18 protein-coding genes are annotated in these 18,967 nt (G+C 58.5%); 8 read left to right on the top strand and 10 right to left on the bottom strand.

Annotated features, from left to right (window positions below):
* Positions 1 to 31 precede the first annotated feature (31 nt).
* The 6 genes from C8N43_RS11255 to C8N43_RS11230 all read left to right on the top strand — a co-directional run bounded on the left by C8N43_RS11255 (position 32) and on the right by C8N43_RS11230 (position 6,342).
* Positions 32 to 454: an Lrp/AsnC family transcriptional regulator gene (locus C8N43_RS11255; RefSeq protein ID WP_107845688.1), complete on the top strand. Its 423-nt coding sequence runs from the start codon at positions 32 to 34 to the stop codon at positions 452 to 454.
* 88 nt (positions 455 to 542) lie between these two features.
* Complete coding sequence (locus tag C8N43_RS11250) at positions 543 to 1,358, top strand: flagellar motor protein MotB (protein ID WP_107845687.1); 816 nt, start codon at positions 543 to 545, stop codon at positions 1,356 to 1,358.
* Between the two features lie 89 nt (positions 1,359 to 1,447).
* On the top strand, positions 1,448 to 2,758 hold the full coding sequence (locus tag C8N43_RS11245; RefSeq protein WP_211308581.1) for a flagellar hook protein FlgE: 1,311 nt from the start codon (positions 1,448 to 1,450) through the stop codon (positions 2,756 to 2,758).
* A gap of 19 nt (positions 2,759 to 2,777) precedes the next feature.
* On the top strand, positions 2,778 to 4,226 hold the full coding sequence (flgK, locus tag C8N43_RS11240) for a flagellar hook-associated protein FlgK (RefSeq protein ID WP_107845685.1): 1,449 nt from the start codon (positions 2,778 to 2,780) through the stop codon (positions 4,224 to 4,226).
* A 2-nt stretch (positions 4,227 to 4,228) separates the two neighbouring features.
* Complete coding sequence (locus C8N43_RS11235) at positions 4,229 to 5,239, top strand: flagellin N-terminal helical domain-containing protein (RefSeq protein ID WP_107845684.1); 1,011 nt, start codon at positions 4,229 to 4,231, stop codon at positions 5,237 to 5,239.
* Positions 5,236 to 6,342 (top strand): flagellar basal body P-ring protein FlgI, encoded by a 1,107-nt coding sequence (locus C8N43_RS11230; RefSeq protein WP_107845683.1) that lies wholly within the window; start codon positions 5,236 to 5,238, stop codon positions 6,340 to 6,342. The genes C8N43_RS11235 and C8N43_RS11230 overlap by 4 nt, the downstream gene beginning before the upstream one ends.
* A 14-nt stretch (positions 6,343 to 6,356) precedes the next feature.
* On the opposite strand, the gene gyrB is transcribed toward C8N43_RS11230, so the two are convergent.
* The 9 genes from gyrB to mutM all read right to left on the bottom strand — a co-directional run bounded on the left by gyrB (position 6,357) and on the right by mutM (position 15,936).
* Positions 6,357 to 8,774: a DNA topoisomerase (ATP-hydrolyzing) subunit B gene (gyrB, locus tag C8N43_RS11225; protein ID WP_107845682.1), complete on the bottom strand. Its 2,418-nt coding sequence runs from the start codon at positions 8,772 to 8,774 to the stop codon at positions 6,357 to 6,359.
* 105 nt (positions 8,775 to 8,879) lie between these two features.
* Complete coding sequence (locus C8N43_RS11220) at positions 8,880 to 9,500, bottom strand: LysE family translocator (protein ID WP_107845681.1); 621 nt, start codon at positions 9,498 to 9,500, stop codon at positions 8,880 to 8,882.
* Positions 9,497 to 10,603, bottom strand: coding sequence for a DNA replication/repair protein RecF (recF, locus tag C8N43_RS11215; protein WP_107845680.1), 1,107 nt, complete (start codon positions 10,601 to 10,603; stop codon positions 9,497 to 9,499). Before recF ends, C8N43_RS11220 begins: the two co-directional genes overlap by 4 nt.
* Positions 10,604 to 10,611: 8 nt before the next feature.
* Positions 10,612 to 11,730, bottom strand: coding sequence for a DNA polymerase III subunit beta (dnaN, locus tag C8N43_RS11210; RefSeq protein WP_107846335.1), 1,119 nt, complete (start codon positions 11,728 to 11,730; stop codon positions 10,612 to 10,614).
* Between the two features lie 107 nt (positions 11,731 to 11,837).
* Entirely contained in the window at positions 11,838 to 13,217 is a 1,380-nt protein-coding gene (gene dnaA / locus C8N43_RS11205; protein WP_107846334.1) for a chromosomal replication initiator protein DnaA, read from the bottom strand.
* Positions 13,218 to 13,237: 20 nt separating this feature from the next.
* Positions 13,238 to 13,687, bottom strand: coding sequence for a rhodanese-like domain-containing protein (locus C8N43_RS11200; protein ID WP_107845679.1), 450 nt, complete (start codon positions 13,685 to 13,687; stop codon positions 13,238 to 13,240).
* Positions 13,688 to 13,899: 212 nt separating this feature from the next.
* Positions 13,900 to 14,163 (bottom strand): 30S ribosomal protein S20, encoded by a 264-nt coding sequence (rpsT, locus tag C8N43_RS11195; protein ID WP_107845678.1) that lies wholly within the window; start codon positions 14,161 to 14,163, stop codon positions 13,900 to 13,902.
* Positions 14,164 to 14,249: 86 nt separating this feature from the next.
* A complete protein-coding gene (locus tag C8N43_RS11190; protein ID WP_107845677.1) occupies positions 14,250 to 15,026 on the bottom strand; it encodes an enoyl-CoA hydratase in 777 nt (258 codons plus the stop codon).
* A 58-nt stretch (positions 15,027 to 15,084) separates the two neighbouring features.
* Positions 15,085 to 15,936, bottom strand: a complete 852-nt coding sequence (gene mutM / locus C8N43_RS11185) for a bifunctional DNA-formamidopyrimidine glycosylase/DNA-(apurinic or apyrimidinic site) lyase (RefSeq protein WP_107845676.1) — start codon at positions 15,934 to 15,936, stop codon at positions 15,085 to 15,087.
* Between the two features lie 91 nt (positions 15,937 to 16,027).
* Here mutM and ubiE point away from each other — a divergent pair, with 91 nt between their 5' ends.
* Positions 16,028 to 16,780, top strand: a complete 753-nt coding sequence (gene ubiE / locus C8N43_RS11180) for a bifunctional demethylmenaquinone methyltransferase/2-methoxy-6-polyprenyl-1,4-benzoquinol methylase UbiE (RefSeq protein WP_107845675.1) — start codon at positions 16,028 to 16,030, stop codon at positions 16,778 to 16,780.
* The gene (gene ubiB, locus C8N43_RS11175; protein ID WP_107845674.1) at positions 16,781 to 18,310 is read left to right on the top strand and encodes a 2-polyprenylphenol 6-hydroxylase; all 1,530 of its coding nucleotides are present in this window, start codon (positions 16,781 to 16,783) and stop codon (positions 18,308 to 18,310) included. It begins immediately after the preceding gene.
* Here ubiB and C8N43_RS11170 read toward each other — a convergent pair whose 3' ends face one another.
* Positions 18,311 to 18,967 carry a flagellar hook capping FlgD N-terminal domain-containing protein gene (locus tag C8N43_RS11170; protein WP_107845673.1) on the bottom strand — a complete coding sequence of 219 codons (657 nt, stop codon included), beginning with the start codon at positions 18,965 to 18,967 and terminating at the stop codon, positions 18,311 to 18,313.

Below are 18,967 nucleotides of genomic sequence, written 5' to 3'. Positions count from 1 at the left end.
AAATGTGAAATAGGATGACATTTTGCAAAGCATGGACGAGATAGACCGCGCGATGATCGCGCATCTCAAGATGGACGGACGCGCCTCTATCACCACCTTGGCGGGTCAGCTGGGCGTATCTCGGGTGACCGCGCAAGCCCGACTGAAGCGGTTGGTGGATTCACGCGTGATCCGAAAGTTCACTGTGGAGCTTGGCGACGCGCGGCTGGATGCGTCAATCAAGGCCGTGATGATGGTCGAGGTGGCCGGTACTCACGCAAACGCGGTCGTGCGCAGGCTTCGGCGCATGCCGGAGATTGACGATCTTCATACGACGAACGGGGTTTGGGACCTTGTGGCCTTTATCGAGGTCGCGAGCCTTCCCGATTTTGATCGCGTGCTGCGTGAGGTGCGCGAGATTCCCGGGGTGACCCGATCAGAGACCTCGCTGATGCTCGATCGCGCGCAGCGTTAACTGGCGAAAAAAATCGCTACAAGTTTATCTGTTAAGCTCTGTTTACGTCGTGGGGGATATACCGACCAGTGATCCACGAGGCCTAAGCATGAGTTCCGACGACGTCCGCCCCATAATTATCAAGCGCAAGAAGGTGTCCGGCGGCGACGGGCACCATGGTGGCGCGTGGAAAGTGGCCTACGCTGACTTCGTGACCGCCATGATGGCGTTCTTCATGCTGATGTGGCTGCTGAACGCCACGACGGAGCAGCAGCGCAAGGGGCTTGCCGACTATTTTGCGCCGACCATTGCGATCGCGCGGGTGTCGGGCGGTGGGGACGGCGCGTTTGGGGGACAAAGCCTGACGGCAGAAAGTCAATTGCCGCAAAAGGGCGATGGCGGATTGATCGAACTCGACCTGTCACAAGCCAGTGCAGACGGCGCGCTTGCCGCGATAGAGCAGGCGGAATTGGAAGCCTTGGCGACGGGAATTCTCGGCAAGGGCGGCGACAGCCTGATCCGCGAGATGGCGATGGAACACATCACCACGCAAGTGACCGATCAGGGCCTTGTGGTAGAGATCTTCGACATAGAAGGCGCGCCGTTGTTCGATCCACAAACAGGTCGACCCACTGCGATCCTGCAGGAAATCTCTGAAGTTTTGGTCGAGGTCTTTCGTGCCGTGGAGAACCGCATAGCCGTGGCCAGCCACTCTCGCGCATACCCATCTGTTCTGATCGACAATCCCGCTTGGGACATCACTACAGATCGGTCGCAGCTAATGCGGGAACTGATGCTATCTGACGGTGCGGACCCGAACCGGTTCGAACGAATGATCGGATTTGGGCAGAGCAAACCGCTGGTTCAAAATCCAATGGCGGCGCGCAATAACCGCCTGGAAGTGACGCTACTGCGGGAAATATAGCGAAATACGCGTAATTTTATCTGTTAGCGGCCTGTTAAGCCCGACCCGTCATAGTCGGCCTCAAGTTGAAAGCATCAGAAGGGCGCAGCATGACAATTTCCTCCTCTCTTAACGCGGGCGTTGCGGGTCTTGCCGCCAATGCCAGCCGGTTGTCCACGATCTCCGACAACATCGCGAACTCCAACACCAACGGGTACAAACGAGCGGAGACGAGTTTCCATTCGATGGTGATCTCCAACGGCCGCGGCACATATTCCGCAGGCGGGGTGCGGGTGACGTCACAGCGCTTGATCGACCAGGCGGGCTCGCTTCTGTCGACCTCCAACTCGACCGATCTGGCCGTGCGTGGCCGTGGCTTCCTGCCTGTCACGACGGAATCCGCCGTCAATTTGGAGACTGCAGATATCCCGTTCCGCCTCGCGACGACAGGGTCATTCAGAACGGATTCCCAAGGCTACCTTCGCACGCAGACCGGTATGATGCTGCTGGGATGGCCCGCAGATTCCGACGGTACGGTTCCGACGTTCCCGCGCGATACCTCTGACGGGCTTGAGCCGATCCAAATCAATGTGAACCAGTTCGCGGGCGAGCCCACCACGCGGATGAACCTCGGTGTGAACCTGCCGGCGACGGAGACGGAATTTGGGGCCAGCGGTAATCCACTGGAGCTTTCCGTCGAATATTTCGACAATCTTGGCACATCGCAAAACCTGCTCGTGACCTATGAACCGACCCTTCCAGCCAATTCGACTGACGGCGCGACGAACATCTGGACCATGACCTTGCGAGACTCGGCCAGCGCCAACGCCGTTGTTGGTGAATATCGTCTGACCTTCGACGAGACACGCGGCTCTGGCGGGACGCTTGCGCAAGTCGACGAGATATCGGGCGGATTGTATGATGGGTCGACCGGAAGTTTTCAGGTTCAGCTCGATGGCGGCCCGCTTGACGTAACAATCGGCGAACTTGGATCAGGGACCGGTATCACGCAGTTGTCGGATAGTTTCGCCCCCACACAGATCACCAAGGACGGCTCGCCTGTGGGCAACATGACGTCGGTCGATGTCGACTCCAACGGGTTCGTTCAAGCGACTTTCGATATCGGTATCACGCGGACGATCTATCAAATTCCGCTTGTCGACCTGCCGAACCCGAATGGTCTGACCGCTTTGGATAACCAGACATATTCGCCGTCCAATGACAGCGGCTCGTTCTTTCTTTGGGATGCCAGTGACGGGCCCACGGGAGACATTGTTGGCTATGCCCTGGAGGAGTCCACGACCGACGTAGCGGGGGAATTGACCCAATTGATCCAGACCCAGCGTGCATATTCTTCCAACGCGAAGGTCATCCAGACCGTGGACGAAATGCTGCAAGAAACCACGAATATCAAACGCTAGGGCGTCGGGGGCTTAAAGAGTGAGTATTTCATCAGCATTGTCGAATGCGGTTTCCGGCTTGGGCGCGGTATCGCGCTCTGCCGAGCTTGTTTCGTCCAACGTGGCCAACGCCATGACCGAAGGCTACGGTCGCCGAGAAATTCAGCTCGGTTCTTCCCAGACTGGCACGCGAGGCTCGGGCGTGCGTGTTTTGGGAATCGAGCGCATGGTCAATCAGGCCGCCTTGTCGGACCGCCGTCTCGCGGATGCAGGCGCGAGCTACAGCCAATCCATGGCGTCCGTGCATCAGGTCATGGAGCGGGTGATCGGGACGCCGGAAGATGAGGCCTCTTTGTCTGCGCATATTGATCGTTTCAATCAAAGCCTGATCACTGCCGCCGCGAACCCATCAAGCGAGCCGCGCCTCGCGTCGGTTCTTGAAAGCTCGAAAGCCCTCGCCGCGAAGTTCAACTCTGCCTCGGATGAGGTGTCACGGCAGCGCGAAAGTGCCGACAAATCCATCGGGAACATGGTCGCGTCGCTGAACGAGGCCCTGTCAGACGTGGATCGGCTCAATGACGAAATCCGACGTCAGATTTTCACCACCGGGGACGCGTCTGGGCTGATGGATCAACGTCAGATCGTGATCGATCAGATCGCACGTATTATCCCGATTTCCGAAGTGGCGCGCGACGACGGCCAGGTCGCGCTGGTCACACCCAATGGCACGACGCTCGTGGACGCGGATGCCGCACAATTCACGTTCTCGGTCACGCCCGTTATCACACCTGACATGACACTTGCCTCGGGCGCATTGTCGGGGCTGACATTGACCGGCGCGGCAAGCCAAAGCGGCACGGCGCTAGATGCCATTTCGGGCGGATCATTGGCCGCGAAATTCGAAATCCGCGATACGGAGCTTCCACGGGTCCAAGATGATCTAGACGCGCTCGCGGCAGATCTGATTGACCGCGCGGCGGTCGCTGATCCGTCTTTGTCGGCTGGCGTGCCCGGACTTTTCACAAACAGCCAATCTCTGGCAGGCAGCCCCTACGTGGAGGGTCTTGCGTCAAGATTACAGGTGAATGCGGCCGTCGACCCGTCGCAAGGCGGTGCATTATGGCGGATCCGCGACGGTGTAGAAGCCGGTGCCTCCGGCGCTAGCGATGACAATACCAGATTGAGCGCGCTTGTGGACGCGATGGCCGCCAGCAGACAACCCGTCGGAGGTGCATTCAGTGACGCCGGTTCAGCCTCGGCCCTTGCTTCTGATCTGGCGTCCAAGACCGGACAGGCCCGCTTTTTGGCGGAACAAAGACAAGGGTTCGAAGCCAGCAAAGTCCAAGCGTTCTCTGAAGCGCTGCAAGGATTTGGCGTCGATACAGACCAAGAGATGCAAAAGCTCCTTCTGATCGAACAGAATTATGCGGCCAATGCAAAGGTCATCCAGACCATCGACGACATGCTCCAATCATTGCTGAGGATCTAGACATGAATTTCACAAGTGTAGGAGATCTTGCGCAAAACCTTATGCTGCGCAGGCAAGGGGCCGGGCTGAAAACCGATCTGACGCGGCTGACGCAAGAGCTCACAACCGGGAAGCGTCAAGACATCAGCTCGCATGTTGGCGGAGACTTCAGTGCCTTGGGTAGCTTGAAGGCCGCCGTGCGCCGACTCGATGCGTTTAGCCAGGCCCGAGCGGATTTTGGTATTCGGCTCGACGCCACGCAGACAAGTCTGGGATCGCTTCAGGTAGCCGTAAGCAACTATGGGACCGATATTCTTGCGGCCTCCAGTCTGGAGCAACGCGACGGGCTGGAGGCTCACGCAGCAACCGCCTTCAGTCGTCTCGACCAAGCGGTGTCCTATCTCAACACGCAAAGCGCGGGGCGGTATCTTTTTAGCGGGACGGACAGTGCGCAAAGGCCACTGGCCTCCGCTGACGATATCATGGCTGCCTTGCGACCAATCGCATCGACCGCAACGGACGTTTCCGATCTGAATTCCATGATTGATGACTGGTTCTTCACACCCGGCGCCGGGTTCGAGACCGCTGCGTATGGAGGTGGGTCAGAGGTCGTGAAAAACGTCGCGATCTCGGAGCAGCGAAAACTGGATCTTCCGATCAAGGCCGATGATACCGTGTTTCGCCAGATGCTGCGCGACCTCGCCATGACGGCCCTCGTGGCGGAAGACGCGAGCGTGCTTTCTCCGTCGGATGAACGCGCGGTTCTCGCGCAAGTGGGTGAGAACCTGATCGCCGTGGAAGATGATCTGACCGCGCTTCAACGCGACATCGGCTTGTCCCAAGGCGTGCTCGAGCAAGAAGGCGTGGCGGCGGATGTCGAACGCAACAGCATCTCCTTGGCCGTGTCGGAAATCGAAAATGTCGACCAATTCGAGACCGCGAGCGCATTGGAGGCCGTGCAATACCAGATCGAAACTCTGTATGTTCTGACGGCTCGAACGTCCCAACTGCGGTTGACGGATTTCCTGAGATGAAAAGAGCTATAGTCATCTTTATCTCTCTTTGGCTGACAGGCATCGGCGCGGCTGTCGCGTCTGAAGTGCGTCTGAAGGACCTTGTCGAATTCGACGGCGTCCGGGGCAATGACCTGGTCGGATACGGTCTGGTCGTAGGCTTGAACGGTACGGGCGACGGGCTTCGAAACTCGCCTTTCACCGAAGAGATGATGGTCAATATTCTTGAGCGGCTTGGCGTCAACGTCGGTGGCGAGCAATTTCGTCCAAAGAACGTGGCGGCAGTTTTGGTTACATCCGTCCTGCCACCATTCGGGCGCGCAGGCAGCAAGGTGGATGTGACCGTCTCAGCGATTGGCGACGCGAAAAGCCTGCTTGGCGGCACTTTGATCATGACACCCCTAAATTCGGCCGATGGCGAAGTTTACGTCGTCGCGCAGGGCACAGTCATTGCGGGCGGTGTGTCGGCAGAAGGCGACGCCGCACGCGTCGTGCATGGCGTTCCAACCGCAGGGATCGTGCCGTCGGGGGGACGGATCGAACGAGAAGTCGATTTTCAGTTGTCTGATTTGAGTAGTTTGCGCATGGCCTTGCGTACTCCAGATTTCACGACGGCCGAGCGAATAGAAGAAGCGATCAATCGCGCACTGGGGCGTCGTGTTGCCTTGATGTTGGATGCAGGGACCGTGGAGTTGAATATCGATGCAACCGGTCTTGCGTCGCCCGCACATGCGCTCAGCCGAATTGAGAACATTCGGATTGAGCCCGAACGCCGGGCACGCGTCGTGGTCGACCAACGATCGGGAACAATCGTCATGGACGAAAATGTCCGGATATCCCGCGTGGCCGTAGCGCAGGGAAATCTCACACTCACGATCGAAGAGGCCCCGGCCGTGGTTCAGCCCAATCCCTTCGCAGAGGGCGAAACGGTTGTTGTGCCGCGCACGACTGCGGCCATTGAGGAGGAACAGGGGACTGGGCTCGCGGAAATCTCGCCAGGCACCACCTTGCGGGACGTCGTATCAGGCTTGAACGCACTGGGTGTGACGCCGCTCGACATGATCGATATCCTAAAAAGCATCAAGGCCGCAGGCGCATTGCATGCGGACTTGATTGTTCAGTAAAGGAAATCCGGACGTCAGAAATCGAGGTTTTCGACACTCAGCGCATTTGTCTGGATAAAATCGCGTCGTGGCTCAACGACGTCTCCCATCAGTTTGGTGAAAATGTCGTCCGCCTCAGCCATATCTTCTACGCGGACCTGAAGCAGCGTCCGTGCGTCTGGATCGAGGGTCGTCTCCCAAAGCTGATCGGGATTCATCTCTCCAAGACCTTTGTAGCGTTGAAGCGACAAGCCTTTTTCACCCTCTTCGAGGATGGATTGGAGCAGATCAATGGGGCCGTAGACTGGCTGGAACCGATCCTTTCGCACAAGTTGCGTGGGTTCAGAATATGTCTCCTGCAGAGATGGCGTCAGTTGCCCAAGTCTGCGCGCTTCACCGGAGCGAAGGACATTCCCGTCGAGAACGCGCACCTCATCGACACCACGCAACACGCGCCAGAGGCGTATACCCTTGTCTTGGGTTGGGCGACCCTGCCAGCCACGCTCGTATTCGAGGGCGATGAGGTCAAGGCGAGCGGCAACCGTGTTGGCTACCCCTTGCAGATCGCTCTCCAGCTTGCTTCCGTCAAACGCGCCGGCGATGGCAGATTGCTCCAGAATATGTTGCGGGTAGTGCGTCGGAAATGCCTGAAGAATGCGACGAACAGTGCGCGCCTCTTCAATGACGCGACGCAGATCCTGGCCCGTGATTTCTTCGCCGCTGCCAAGTTTCAGAACCGCGCCCTCGGTTCCCTGTTCGATCAGATAATCCTCAAGACCAATCTGATCCTTGATATAGACCTCGGATTTTCCGCGGGACACTTTGTAGAGTGGCGGTTGAGCAATGAACAAATGGCCGTTCTCGATCAGTTCTGGCATCTGCCGGTAGAAAAACGTCAGCAGCAATGTGCGAATATGTGCGCCGTCCACATCGGCGTCCGTCATGATGACGATCTTGTGGTAGCGTAGCTTGCGGATGTCGAACTCGTCCCGCCCGATGCCCGTTCCGAGCGCCATAACGAGGTTGCCAATCTCCTGCGACCCAAGCATGCGGTCGAAGCGCGCACGCTCGACGTTCAGAATTTTGCCACGCAGTGGCAGAACTGCCTGTGTCTGACGGTCGCGTCCGGTCTGGGCAGAACCACCAGCAGAGTCCCCCTCGACGAGGAAGACTTCTGTCTTGGACGGGTCTTTTTCAGAGCAGTCTTTCAACTTGCCAGCAAGGAAGTTCACGTCAAGAGCCGACTTCCGACGGGTCAATTCGCGCGCCTTCCGAGCGGCTTCTCGCGCCTGCGCGGCTTCGACAATCTTACTGACGATTATACGGGCCTCGTTCGGGTTCTCTTCAAACCACTCCGCGAGTTTTTCATTCATCAGCCCCTCAACGGCCGGACGCACTTCGGAGGAGACGAGTTTATCCTTCGTCTGCGAGCTGAACTTCGGGTCCGGAACCTTGACGGACAGAACACAGGTCAACCCCTCGCGCGCGTCATCGCCGGTGAAGCTAATCTTTTCCTTCTTGGCGATCCCAGAGGTCTGGGCGTAGGCGTTGATCGTTCTGGTCAGCGCACCGCGGAAGCCAGCCATGTGAGTGCCCCCATCGCGTTGGGGGATATTGTTGGTAAACGGCAGCACGGTCTCGTGATAGCTGTCGTTCCACCACATCGCGACTTCGACGCCGATCTCGTCCCGTTCGCCGGTGACATAGATCGGTTCTTCCATCATCGGCGACTTGGAGCGGTCGATGTATTTGACGAATTCCTTGACGCCGCCTTCGTAGAACAACTCGGAACGAAGCGGCTCGGCAGGACGTTCATCTTCAAGGATGATGCGAACGCCGGAATTCAGGAAGGCAAGCTCGCGCAGACGCTTTTCCAGCGTCTCGAACGAATAGTCGCGGTTTGAGAACGTGTCGACCGAAGCCATGAACCGCACTTCGGTGCCGGTCCGGCCCGGAGTTTCGCCGACAACCTCAAGATGCTTTGCCGTAAAGCCACCTTCGAACCGCGCGACGTGCTCCTTGCCATCTCGCCAGATGCGCAACTCGAGCCAGTCAGACAAGGCGTTCACCACGGAGACGCCCACACCGTGCAGGCCACCCGACACCTTGTAGGAGTTGCTGTCGAACTTACCGCCCGCATGCAGCTGGGTCATGATGACTTCGGCGGCCGAGACGCCCTCTTCCTTGTGGATGGCGACCGGAATTCCGCGACCATTGTCGGACACCGAAACCGAGCCATCGGCGTGAAGTTTGACGTTTACAGCGTCCGCATGACCGGCGAGTGCTTCGTCAATTCCGTTATCGACAACCTCGTACACCATGTGGTGCAGGCCGGAGCCATCGTCCGTGTCCCCGATATACATACCAGGACGCTTGCGAACTGCCTCTAAGCCTTTGAGAACTTTGATGGAATCTGCACCGTATTCTTCAGGCGCATTCGGGTTTTCGGACATAGAGATGCCTTCTTGTTATCTCCCACGAAATATACGTGTTTTGAGGCAGATTGTCACGGGTTTGACGCAATATATTGTGGTTGAACAGCAACTTGTTCCGCAGGGTTATCCAAGGCCAATCACGACACCCACGAGGATCAACAGGCCGCCTGAGATCAAGTTCAGGCGCTCGAGTGATTTCGGTGATTTCAACAGCCCACGGACGCGGTCAACAGACAGCGCGAGGCAAAGATTTCCGACGAGGGGGACGATGAAACTCATCACGCAGATCGCCAAGATGTCGAGTGCGGTGACCCGTGTCAGGTCGAAGAACCCCGGAAGCATGCCCATGTAGAACAGCACGGCTTTCGGGTTGGCGAGGATCACCGCGAGCCCTGCGACGAAGCCGGCCAACATGCCGGGGCGCATGAGCCTTGCGTTCTCAGACAGTTGTTTGTCTGCATTCTTGATCAGCAGGACACCCATCGCGACGAACATGACGACGGCGACCCAGCGCAGCGCATCCATAAACCAACTGACCTGATCCACGATCCATGCGACGCCGAGGATCGCGATCAGCGGCCAGAGGACGTCCCCCACGACAACACCCAAGGCGAGCGGCCATGCCGCGTGGAAACCACCAGACATCGCACGGGCGAGTAGGCCGACCCAGACCGGGCCCGGGGTCAGGAACAGGACCAACAGGGCGCCGGAGTATAGCAGCAGTTGGAAGCCGGTGATTGTCATCTTAGATGCAGCTCCGACTGGCCGTTATGCTCTGATACCTCGAAATGCTGGGCACGACCGCCGAGCTCTGCAAATAGCTCCGCCCCCGTGCCGGTCATCCACGCTTGGGCCTTCAGAGCACAGATCTCGTCATACAGCGCGGCGCGGCGATCCGCATCGAGATGCGCCGCGACCTCATCAAGCAGGATCAGAGGCGCCGCACCAAAATCCTGCGCGAGGGCGCGGGCGTTGGCGAGGATCAGTGACAACAGCAGGGCCTTCTGCTCGCCGGTCGAGCATTGCTTCGCCTCGACGCCCTTAGCGGTGTAGATCGCACCCAAATCCGCGCGATGGGGGCCGACAAGGCTACGCCCCGCGCGCAGATCGGTCTGGCGGGACGCTTGCAAGGCGCTCAAGAGTGCGGCTTCGCTGTCGATCAGATCCGCATCTTCCGGGTTTTCAATGGAAAGGCTCGCCGTCGGAAATGCTGTCTCGGCTTCGGCCATTGCCGCGCTGAGCCTTTCGGTTGCCATGGCGCGGTTCGCGATGATTTGCGCGCCGGCTTCGGCCATCTGCTGCTCTAGCGCGCTGTACCACATCGCGTCGCGGACCATATCCTTCAGAAGACGATTACGTTCGCGCATGGCTTTTTCGTAGGCGACCGACACTTCAGCGTGCTTCGGCTCGAAGCTCAGCGTGATGCGATCGAGGAACCGGCGACGACCGTCGGCACCTTCAAGCCACAGCCGGTCCATCGCAGGCACCAGCCAGACAATCCTTGCGATGCGTCCAAGCGCAGTTTGCGGGGCGAGTTTTCCATCGACCCGTACGGTGCGTCCGGCACCGCCTTCTGACGATGTTTCCAACTCATGGAGTTGACCAAGCGACGTCAGGCACGCCGACACCTTCCACCCCAAGGCTTCCGGCTTGCGGGCAATATCTTCCATCTTCGCGCGGCGTAATCCGCGACCCGGGGAGAGCATCGAGATCGCTTCGAGGATGTTGGTTTTGCCCGCACCGTTCGCGCCGAAGATCGCAACCGGGCGGCCATCGGCGGAGATGTCGACCCGCCGATGAGACCTAAAATGAGAGAGGGTAAGCTCCGAAAGGGAGAGCCCGGCCATCGCGCGCGTCAGACGCGCATCGGCATCACGACGTAAACCGCGGATTGATCATTGCCTTCGCGCATCAGCGTCGGGTCACCCGCGGAGTTGAACATGAACACGGCATTCTCACGGTCAACCTGACCTGCGATTTCCAGCAAGTATTTGGCATTGAAGCCAATTTCCAACCGCTCATCGCCGTAGGCCACTGCAAGCTCTTCCTCTGCCGCGCCGCTGTCAGGCGCGTTGACGGACAGGATCAATCGGTCTTCGTCGAGCGCCAGTTTAACCGCGCGGGAGCGCTCGGATGACACGGTCGCGACCCGGTCCACGGCCCGTGCGAACTCCGCAGCATCTACCTCAAGCTTGCGCGTGTTACCCTGCGGGATCACCCGAGTGTAATCGGGGAAGGTGCCGTCGATCACTTTGGACGTCAGCGTGATATCGGGTGTCGCAAAACGAACTTTGGTTTCGGACACGGAAACAGCGATCTGCATCTCGTCATCATCAAGCAGCTTGCGAAGCTCTGCGACGGTCTTGCGCGGGACGATCACGCCAGGCATGTCCGCCGCGCCATCCGGCAGATCGGCATCAATGCGCGCAAGGCGGTGGCCGTCTGTTGCGACGCAGCGCAGGGACTTGCCACCATCGGCATCGGCGACATGCATATAGACGCCGTTGAGGTAATAGCGGGTTTCTTCGGTCGAGATCGCGAATTTCGACTTGTCGAACAAGCGCCGCAGCATCGGGGCTGGCGCGGAGAAGTTGGACTGATACTCGGACGAGGCCATGACGGGAAAATCTTCCTTGGGCAAAGTCGCGAGCGAGAAGTTTGAACGGCCGGCTTCGACCGTCAGTCGACCCGACGAGCCGTCATCGGTCAGCACGACCAGCGCGCCATCTGGAAGTTTGCGCACGATTTCGTGCAACGTAGTGGCGGACACAGTCGTGGCGCCGGGACGCTCGACCTGTGCGGGGGCTTTGTCGACCACTTCGATGTCAAGATCCGTGGCGCGGAAGCTGACGCTGTCGCCTTCGGCTTCGATCAATACGTTCGCCAGGATCGGGATGGTGTTGCGGCGCTCGACCACCGATTGCGCCTGACCGACAGCTTTGAGCAGAGTTCCACGCTCGACACTGATTTTCATTTCCATCCCTCTCGGAAGATAGCTGGGGCGGAGAAGGTATCCTCTCCGCCCGCTTATGCAAACAATTTCTTGAAAACTCGACTTTTAGCGCGAGCCCGTCAAGCCAATTAGGCTTCCAGCATCCGCCGCAGAAGCTCTGCGTCTTCGGCAACCTGGCTATCTTGCGCTTTCAGCTCTTCGATCTTGCGTACGGCATGGATCACGGTGGTGTGGTCCCGGTTGCCGAAGCGCTTGCCGATCTCGGGATAGGAGCGCTGGGTCAGGTGCTTGGCCAGCCACATTGCCATCTGACGCGGGCGCGCGATGTTGCGTGAGCGTTTGGGCGAAAGCAGGTCGGACATGCGCACATTGTAGTAGTCACAAATCTTGCGCATGATTTCGTCCATCGTGACCTTGCGGTCGGACTGACGCAGGATGTCGGCGAGGCTTTCTTGTGCCATCTCAAGCGTGATTTCACGCCCGACCAGTGACGCCAGCGCGAAAAGGCGGGTCAAAGCACCCTCAAGCACGCGGACATTGTTGGAAATGCGGTGTGCGAGAAATTCCAGAACGCCGTCGGAGATTTTCAGCTCCTGATACTGGCTGCGGTACTGCTCTACCTTTTGCTGAAGGATGCCGAGGCGAAGCTCGTAGTCGGTCGGGTGCAGGTCGACCACCAAGCCCCATTGCAGGCGAGAGCGGATGCGCTCTTCCAGCCCGTCGATCTCACCCGGTGCGCGATCTGCGGAGATGATGATTTGTTTCTGCTGGTCGATCAGCGCGTTGAACGTGTGAAAAAACTCGTCCTGCGTGCTGTCCTTGCCCGCGATGAACTGCACGTCATCAACCATCAGCACGTCGACGGAGCGGAACAGGCTTTTGAAATCCATCATCTGGCGGTCGCGCAGGGCCTGGATGAAGCGGTACATGAACTGTTCCGCCGACAGGTAGACTACGCGCAGTTCGGGCGAGCGTTGCTGCAGTTCCCACGCGATGGCATGCATCAGGTGCGTTTTACCAAGACCTACGCCGCCGTAGAGAAACAAGGGGTTGAAGCTGACTGGCCCGCCTTCGGCGACACGGCGCGCGGCGGCGTGGGCCAGTTCGTTGGGTTTGCCGACCACGAAACGATCAAACGTGAACCGTTTGTCGAGCGGCGCGCCCAGAAGGGCCTCTTCCGTCGCGGTCGCCTTCTTTTGTGGTTTTGGGGCTTGGGGGCGGGCGAACTCTTCGGGGGCTTGCGCTTGTTTGGCTGGTGCGGATCGCTTTGGTTGAACGGAGAAACGTAGCCGGTCGACGCCGGCATCCAGCTTATCGAACTGGCGCAGCATCTCTTCGCCGAAATTTCGGGAAACCCAGTCGCCTTGGAAACTGGTCTGCACGCCGAACTCGGCGACCCCATCCTCGCATGATACAAAGGTCAGTGGTTCAATCCACGTTTGATAGTTGTTCTTCCCAATTGCGGTTTGCAGTGACTCGCGCGCTTGGCCCCAGGTGTCGTTTGTCATGTTCTTCCCGTTATGCAGATTCAGGACTGCCGCCATGGCAATCCCTGGGCCTTCCAACCGTTCAGGCCCCCCCGTCGTTCTTGCGAATCCAGATCGCCCTCAAATCCTTCGGCCACATTGAAGAGGTCAGGGGTGCCGGGCAGGTCACCGGACGATGCCGAGACTGCCCTGGCCGCGTTCATCGAACGCGCACCGGACCTACAGATGAAAAAGATCGCGGATGGGTGGCTGCCATCCAGGGCCTCTTTCACTTCTTCAACGAACCGCGGATTTACGGACATATCCGGATACTCACACCATTCGATCGTGATGACCGAACGGTTCAAGCTCGACAGATCAGGCTTCCCTACAAAGGACCATTCGGCCTTTGTCCTGACGTCGATAAGCACGGCATTTGGATCTTTTTCCAAACGGTCCCACGTGTGCGCTGGCAGCAGCTCTTGCACAGCCGGACCAGTGTCCGTGCTCATTCCATGTCCCCCCGAGACGAGTGAATCGCTAGGTATGGATAGCGACTGAGGACGGCGACTCGCAACTTATCTTCGTTCTTGACTCAGTCTTAGTTCAAACCCGAATCTCACGACACCGTGATACGGCCCTGCTAAGCCTCTGATCATAAAAAAAACGCGCCCGGAAAGGCGCGTTTTTTAAATTCGTGAACTCCGGTAGAGCGTGGCTACTTTTAGCCGAGTGCCTTCACCCGCGAGGACAAGCGCGACATTTTCCGCGCAGCTGTGTTCTTATGGACAACGCCCTTGGAGACACCGCGCATCAGCTCAGGCTGCGCGGACTTCAGCGCTTCTTTCGCAACAGAGGCATCACCGGACGCGATGGCCTCTTCGACGGTGCGAAGGAAAGTGCGGATGCGCGAGCGGCGCGCCTTGTTCACGGCGGTGCGGCGCTCGGTCTGGCGCGCGCGTTTCTTAGCTTGAGGCGAATTTGCCATACGTAAAAACCCCGATGGTTCGGTGTGTAAATCTGAGAGTGCGCTTCTAGGGGCGACTCGCGGGCAAGTCAACGCCCTAAATGGTGCTACTTGTCGCGGAATTGAGGCTCGCGTTTTTCAGCGAAGGCGGACATGCCCTCGGACTGATCCTCCGTCGCGAAAAGCGAGTGGAACAAGCGCCGCTCGAAGAGCAGCCCGTCGCTCAGAGAGCCCTCGTAGCTGCGATTGACCGATTCCTTCACGGCCATGGACGCCAGCTGCGATTTCTCCGCGATTTTTGCGGCTGCGGCCATCGCTTCGGACACGAGTTTCTTGGCGGGCACCACGCGGCTCACCAGGCCGGAGCGCTCCGCTTCTTCGGCGTCCATGAAGCGGCCTGTCAGGTGCATGTCCATTGATTTCGATTTTCCGACGAAGCGGGTCAAACGTTGACTGCCGCCAAGCCCCGCCATCACGCCAAGATTGATCTCCGGCTGGCCGAATTTCGCGGTGTCGGAGCAGATGATGAAGTCGCACATCATCGCAAGCTCGCACCCGCCGCCAAGGGCATACCCGCTGACGGCGGCAATGATGGGCTTGCGAACGCGCTCGAACTCTTTCGGGAAGTCGGAAAACAAGTCGTCGCCGAACACGTCCACGAAGCTCAGATCCTGCATTTCGGTGATATCAGCCCCGGCCGCAAAAGCCTTTTCCGAGCCGGTCAGAACGATACAGCGGACTTTGTCGTTGGTGCGGGCATCTTTGAGAGCCTCGCCCAGCTCGCTCAGCAACTCTGAATTGAGCGCGTTGAGCGCATCGGGGCGATTGAGCTTGATGAGCGCGATATGCTCTTCGATTTCGACGATGATAGTCTTGAACGCCATGCCGTGACCTCATTGATAGACGAACGCCAGACCTAGCACGTTCATTAGTTCGTGCAATTCATCTTTGACATGTTGGGCAGTAAAAGCTGGAGCGACCCGACTGCACGATCCGAGCAATTTTCGTGCCGCACCCCTCCGTTCTGCAGGTCTCGCCTTCCCGATCATAGACCGAAAAATTGTGCTGGAAATAACCAAGCTCCCCGTTGGTCTGACGATGGTCGCGCAAGGACGATCCGCCGGACTCGATTGCTTCGGAAAGCACATCCCGAATGGCGGGCACCAGGGAGGCAACGCGGGCTTTGCTGATCGCGCTCGCCTTCCTTTTCGGCGATATCCCTGTGCGAAACAGCACCTCGCACACGTAGATATTGCCCAGCCCCGCAACCAGTCTTTGATCGAGCAGAGCGGACTTGATGGGCGAGTTTTTGTGCCTCAGCTTCTCGACGAGGTAGTCTTCGTTGAACGTGTTTCCGAAAGGCTCTGGTCCAAGCTTTTCGATCAGCCAGTGATTTTCCAGTTGATCGGTCGGTGCAAGGTCCATGGCGCCGAAGCGCCGTGCGTCGTTGAAAGCGATGCGGGTGCCGTTTTCCATATGAAAAATCACGTGATCATGTTTCAACGCGATCGTCGGGTTGTGGTGGAAGTCCGCGCTAGGCTCTGAATCGATCTGCATGCGGCCGGACATCCCGAGGTGGATAATGAGCGACTCTGCGCTGTCGAGATCCAGCAGAATGTATTTCGAGCGTCGCCGCATCGCGGTGATCCGGCGCCCGGTTAAACGCTCCGCCATGCGATCGGGCAACGGCCAACGCAGGTCCGGCCGCATCACGTCGGCCCGCGCAATAGTTTTGCCTTCCATCACGGGTTGTAGGCCACGGCGCACGGTCTCGACTTCAGGCAGTTCCGGCACACGCGGCTCCTTCGTTGGTTCTTCGGGTCGCATTGTAACCCGGCAAGCTCAGCCTATAAGAAAGGTGACACTTGAAGGACTGCAAGATCAGATGACCGAGAGCGAACAGAAAACCACTCATTTTGGCCGACAATCCGTGCCGGAGGACCAAAAGGCCGGGATGGTGCATGGCGTGTTTACCAACGTGGCCTCCAAATACGACGTCATGAACGATGTCATGTCCGGGGGCGTTCACCGCCTTTGGAAGGACGCCATGATGGATTGGCTTGCGCCGCGCCCGGGCCAACGGCTCTTGGACGTCGCAGGCGGCACCGGAGATATTTCGTTTCGTTTTCTCAAGCGTGCGGGCGATGCCGAAGCGGTGGTGCTCGATATGACCGAGCAGATGCTTGTTGAGGGCCGCAAACGCGCCGAGGCTGAAGCCCTGTCCGACCGTCTGGACTGGATCGTCGGCGACGCGATGGCTCTGCCATTTGATGACAATTCGTTCGATGTCTACACGATCAGCTTTGGGATCCGGAACGTCACGCGCATTCCTGATGCCCTTTCCGAGGCGTATCGCGTGCTGCGCCCTGGCGGACGACTGATGGTTCTGGAGTTCTCGCAACTGCCTAATCCGATGATGCAAAAAGCCTACGATCTGTATTCGTTCAACGTCATCCCACGGATGGGCCAGGCAATTGCGGGGGATCGCGATAGCTATCAGTACTTGGTGGAGTCCATCCGCAATTTTCCCGACCAAGAGAGCTTCGCCGCGATGATCCGCGCTGCCGGGTTCGAGAATGTGAGCTTCCGCAACATGACATTTGGCGTCGCGGCGCTCCATGCAGGCTGGAAAATCTAGGTGCGCGGACCTCACAACGTATGGCGGCTGATCCGCACCGGCGCGACGCTTGAACGGACCGGCGCGATGGGCCTCGTGTTGGACGCGTTTCAGGCACCCCCTGCGTTGCGGATGATCGCGCGCATTCTGGGATGGCCGTTCAAGTGGCTTGGGCTCAAGGGGGATCCGAACATGCCGCCTGCGACCCGTGCGCTGACTGCGCTCGGGCCTGCCTATATCAAATTTGGTCAAATCCTTTCGACCCGTCCCGACATGGTTGGCGATGAACTGGCCGTCCAGCTTCGCGTTCTGCAAGACAAGCTGCCGCCCTTTTCGACCGATGTGGCGAAAGCCACGGTCGAGACTGAGCTTGGTGCGCCGGTCGAGATACTTTTCTCGGAATTCTCTGAACCGGTGGCAGCGGCGTCAATCGCGCAGGTTCATCGCGCACGCCTTCGAGAGACCGGAGAAGAGGTCGCCGTGAAGGTCCTGCGCCCGAAGATCGAAAAGGCATTCCGTAAGGACATCGACGCGTTCTACCTTGCCGCGAGTGTGATCGAGATGTTTTCGCCATCGTCGCGGCGCTTGCACCCCACCGATGTGATCAAGCATTTCGACGGTGTCGTGCAGGGAGAGCTGGACCTGCGGCTCGAAGCAGCGGCGGCTGGCGAATACGCGGCCACGACCGAAAACGATGCCGGTTTCGTGGTGCCAAGGACCTATTTTCATAAATCGAGCAAGAGCGTCATGACGCTCGAATGGGCCGAGGGCATTCCTTTTGGCGACTCAGAGTTGGTGGAGGCCGCGGGCCACGATCGCCGCGCGCTTGGCGAGCGGGTCCTGCAATTGTTTCTGCGGCAAGCCCTGAACGATGGTTACTTCCACGCCGATATGCACCAAGGCAACCTGAAGGTCAGCGCGGCGGGCGAGATCATTGCCTATGATTTTGGAATTATGGGTCGGATCGACGAATACACGCGCCGGGTCTACGCTGAAATCCTGATGGGCTTCATCCAGAAAAACTATCGCCGTGTCGCTGAGGTGCATTTCGAGGCCGGCTACGTTCCCGCCGATCGCGATATCGATGAGTTCGCACAGGCCTTGCGGGCGGTCGGCGAGCCGATTTTCGGCATGGATGCGACCCAGATCTCGATGGGCCATCTGCTCGCCTATCTCTTCGAGGTGACCGAGCGCTTTGGAATGGAAACCCGCACCGAGCTGATCCTATTGCAACGTACGATGGTCGTGGTCGAAGGCGTCGCCCGTTCGATGCATCCTCAGATCAATATCTGGCAGGTCGCCCGCCCTGTCGTCGAGGATTACATCAAGCAAAATATCGGCCCACGGGCATTGCTGCGCGACTTGGTTGCCACGGCGCAGGTTCTGGGCCGATTTGGCCCGAGACTTCCAAATCTGATGGAGCAGGCGCTTGCCGAGAGGACACGCGCTCCAGTCAAGGAAAGCAGGTCTCGGATCTGGCCCGATATTGGCCTCGTCGGTCTTGGCGCGGGTATCACTCTGCTGATCATTCTGGTTGCGCAGGCAATCTGATCACCTGAGCCCGCTGACAATCGACGCGGGATGCAAATGCCCCCCCTCTGTCGCGATGACCGCTTGGCCATCGATGGAACGGACCTCTAGAACCTCAGTGAAAAGGTCGGGCGTATGGACATCGATTATTTCATCGTTGCTGTACGCGATGACCTCAAAGGAATAGGTGCCGGACGCCAAAGTCGTTCCGTTCGCGCCGGTGCCATCCCATGAGATTTCGTCGTCGGAAACCGGTATGCTAGAACGCTGCACCTCGATTCCCTGGTCGTTGTACACGACAAGTTCTGACCTTTCTGCGAAGCTCGGAGGGTTTGCGACGATCGAGATCGGTTCACCATCAAAATGCGCCGGAGCCGCCAGACGAGCGTTCATTCCAACCCAGCTGGCCATGTCCCCAAGTGAAGACGACAGGAACTGCGTGTTCAACGTATCCAGCAACTCGTTGGTCTTCACCTGCTGCTCCACTCCGGAAAACGTTGCAAGCTGGGTTGCGAAATCCTGTGAATCCAACGGGTTGAGCGGGTCCTGGTTTTCCATTTGAACCGTTAGCATCGTGATGAATGTTTCGAAATCCGAGGACAGTGCATCGCGATCGTTCGTCTGAACAGGAGGCGTGCTGGCAGTCTGGATCGCCGTCGGATTGGGTGTTACTTCCAT

It is taken from the genome of Litoreibacter ponti, assembly GCF_003054285.1.
Classification (GTDB): Bacteria; Pseudomonadota; Alphaproteobacteria; order Rhodobacterales; family Rhodobacteraceae; genus Litoreibacter; species Litoreibacter ponti.
The sequence above is the reverse complement of the archived record's forward strand: the minus strand, read 5'-3'. Positions and strand labels throughout refer to the sequence as shown.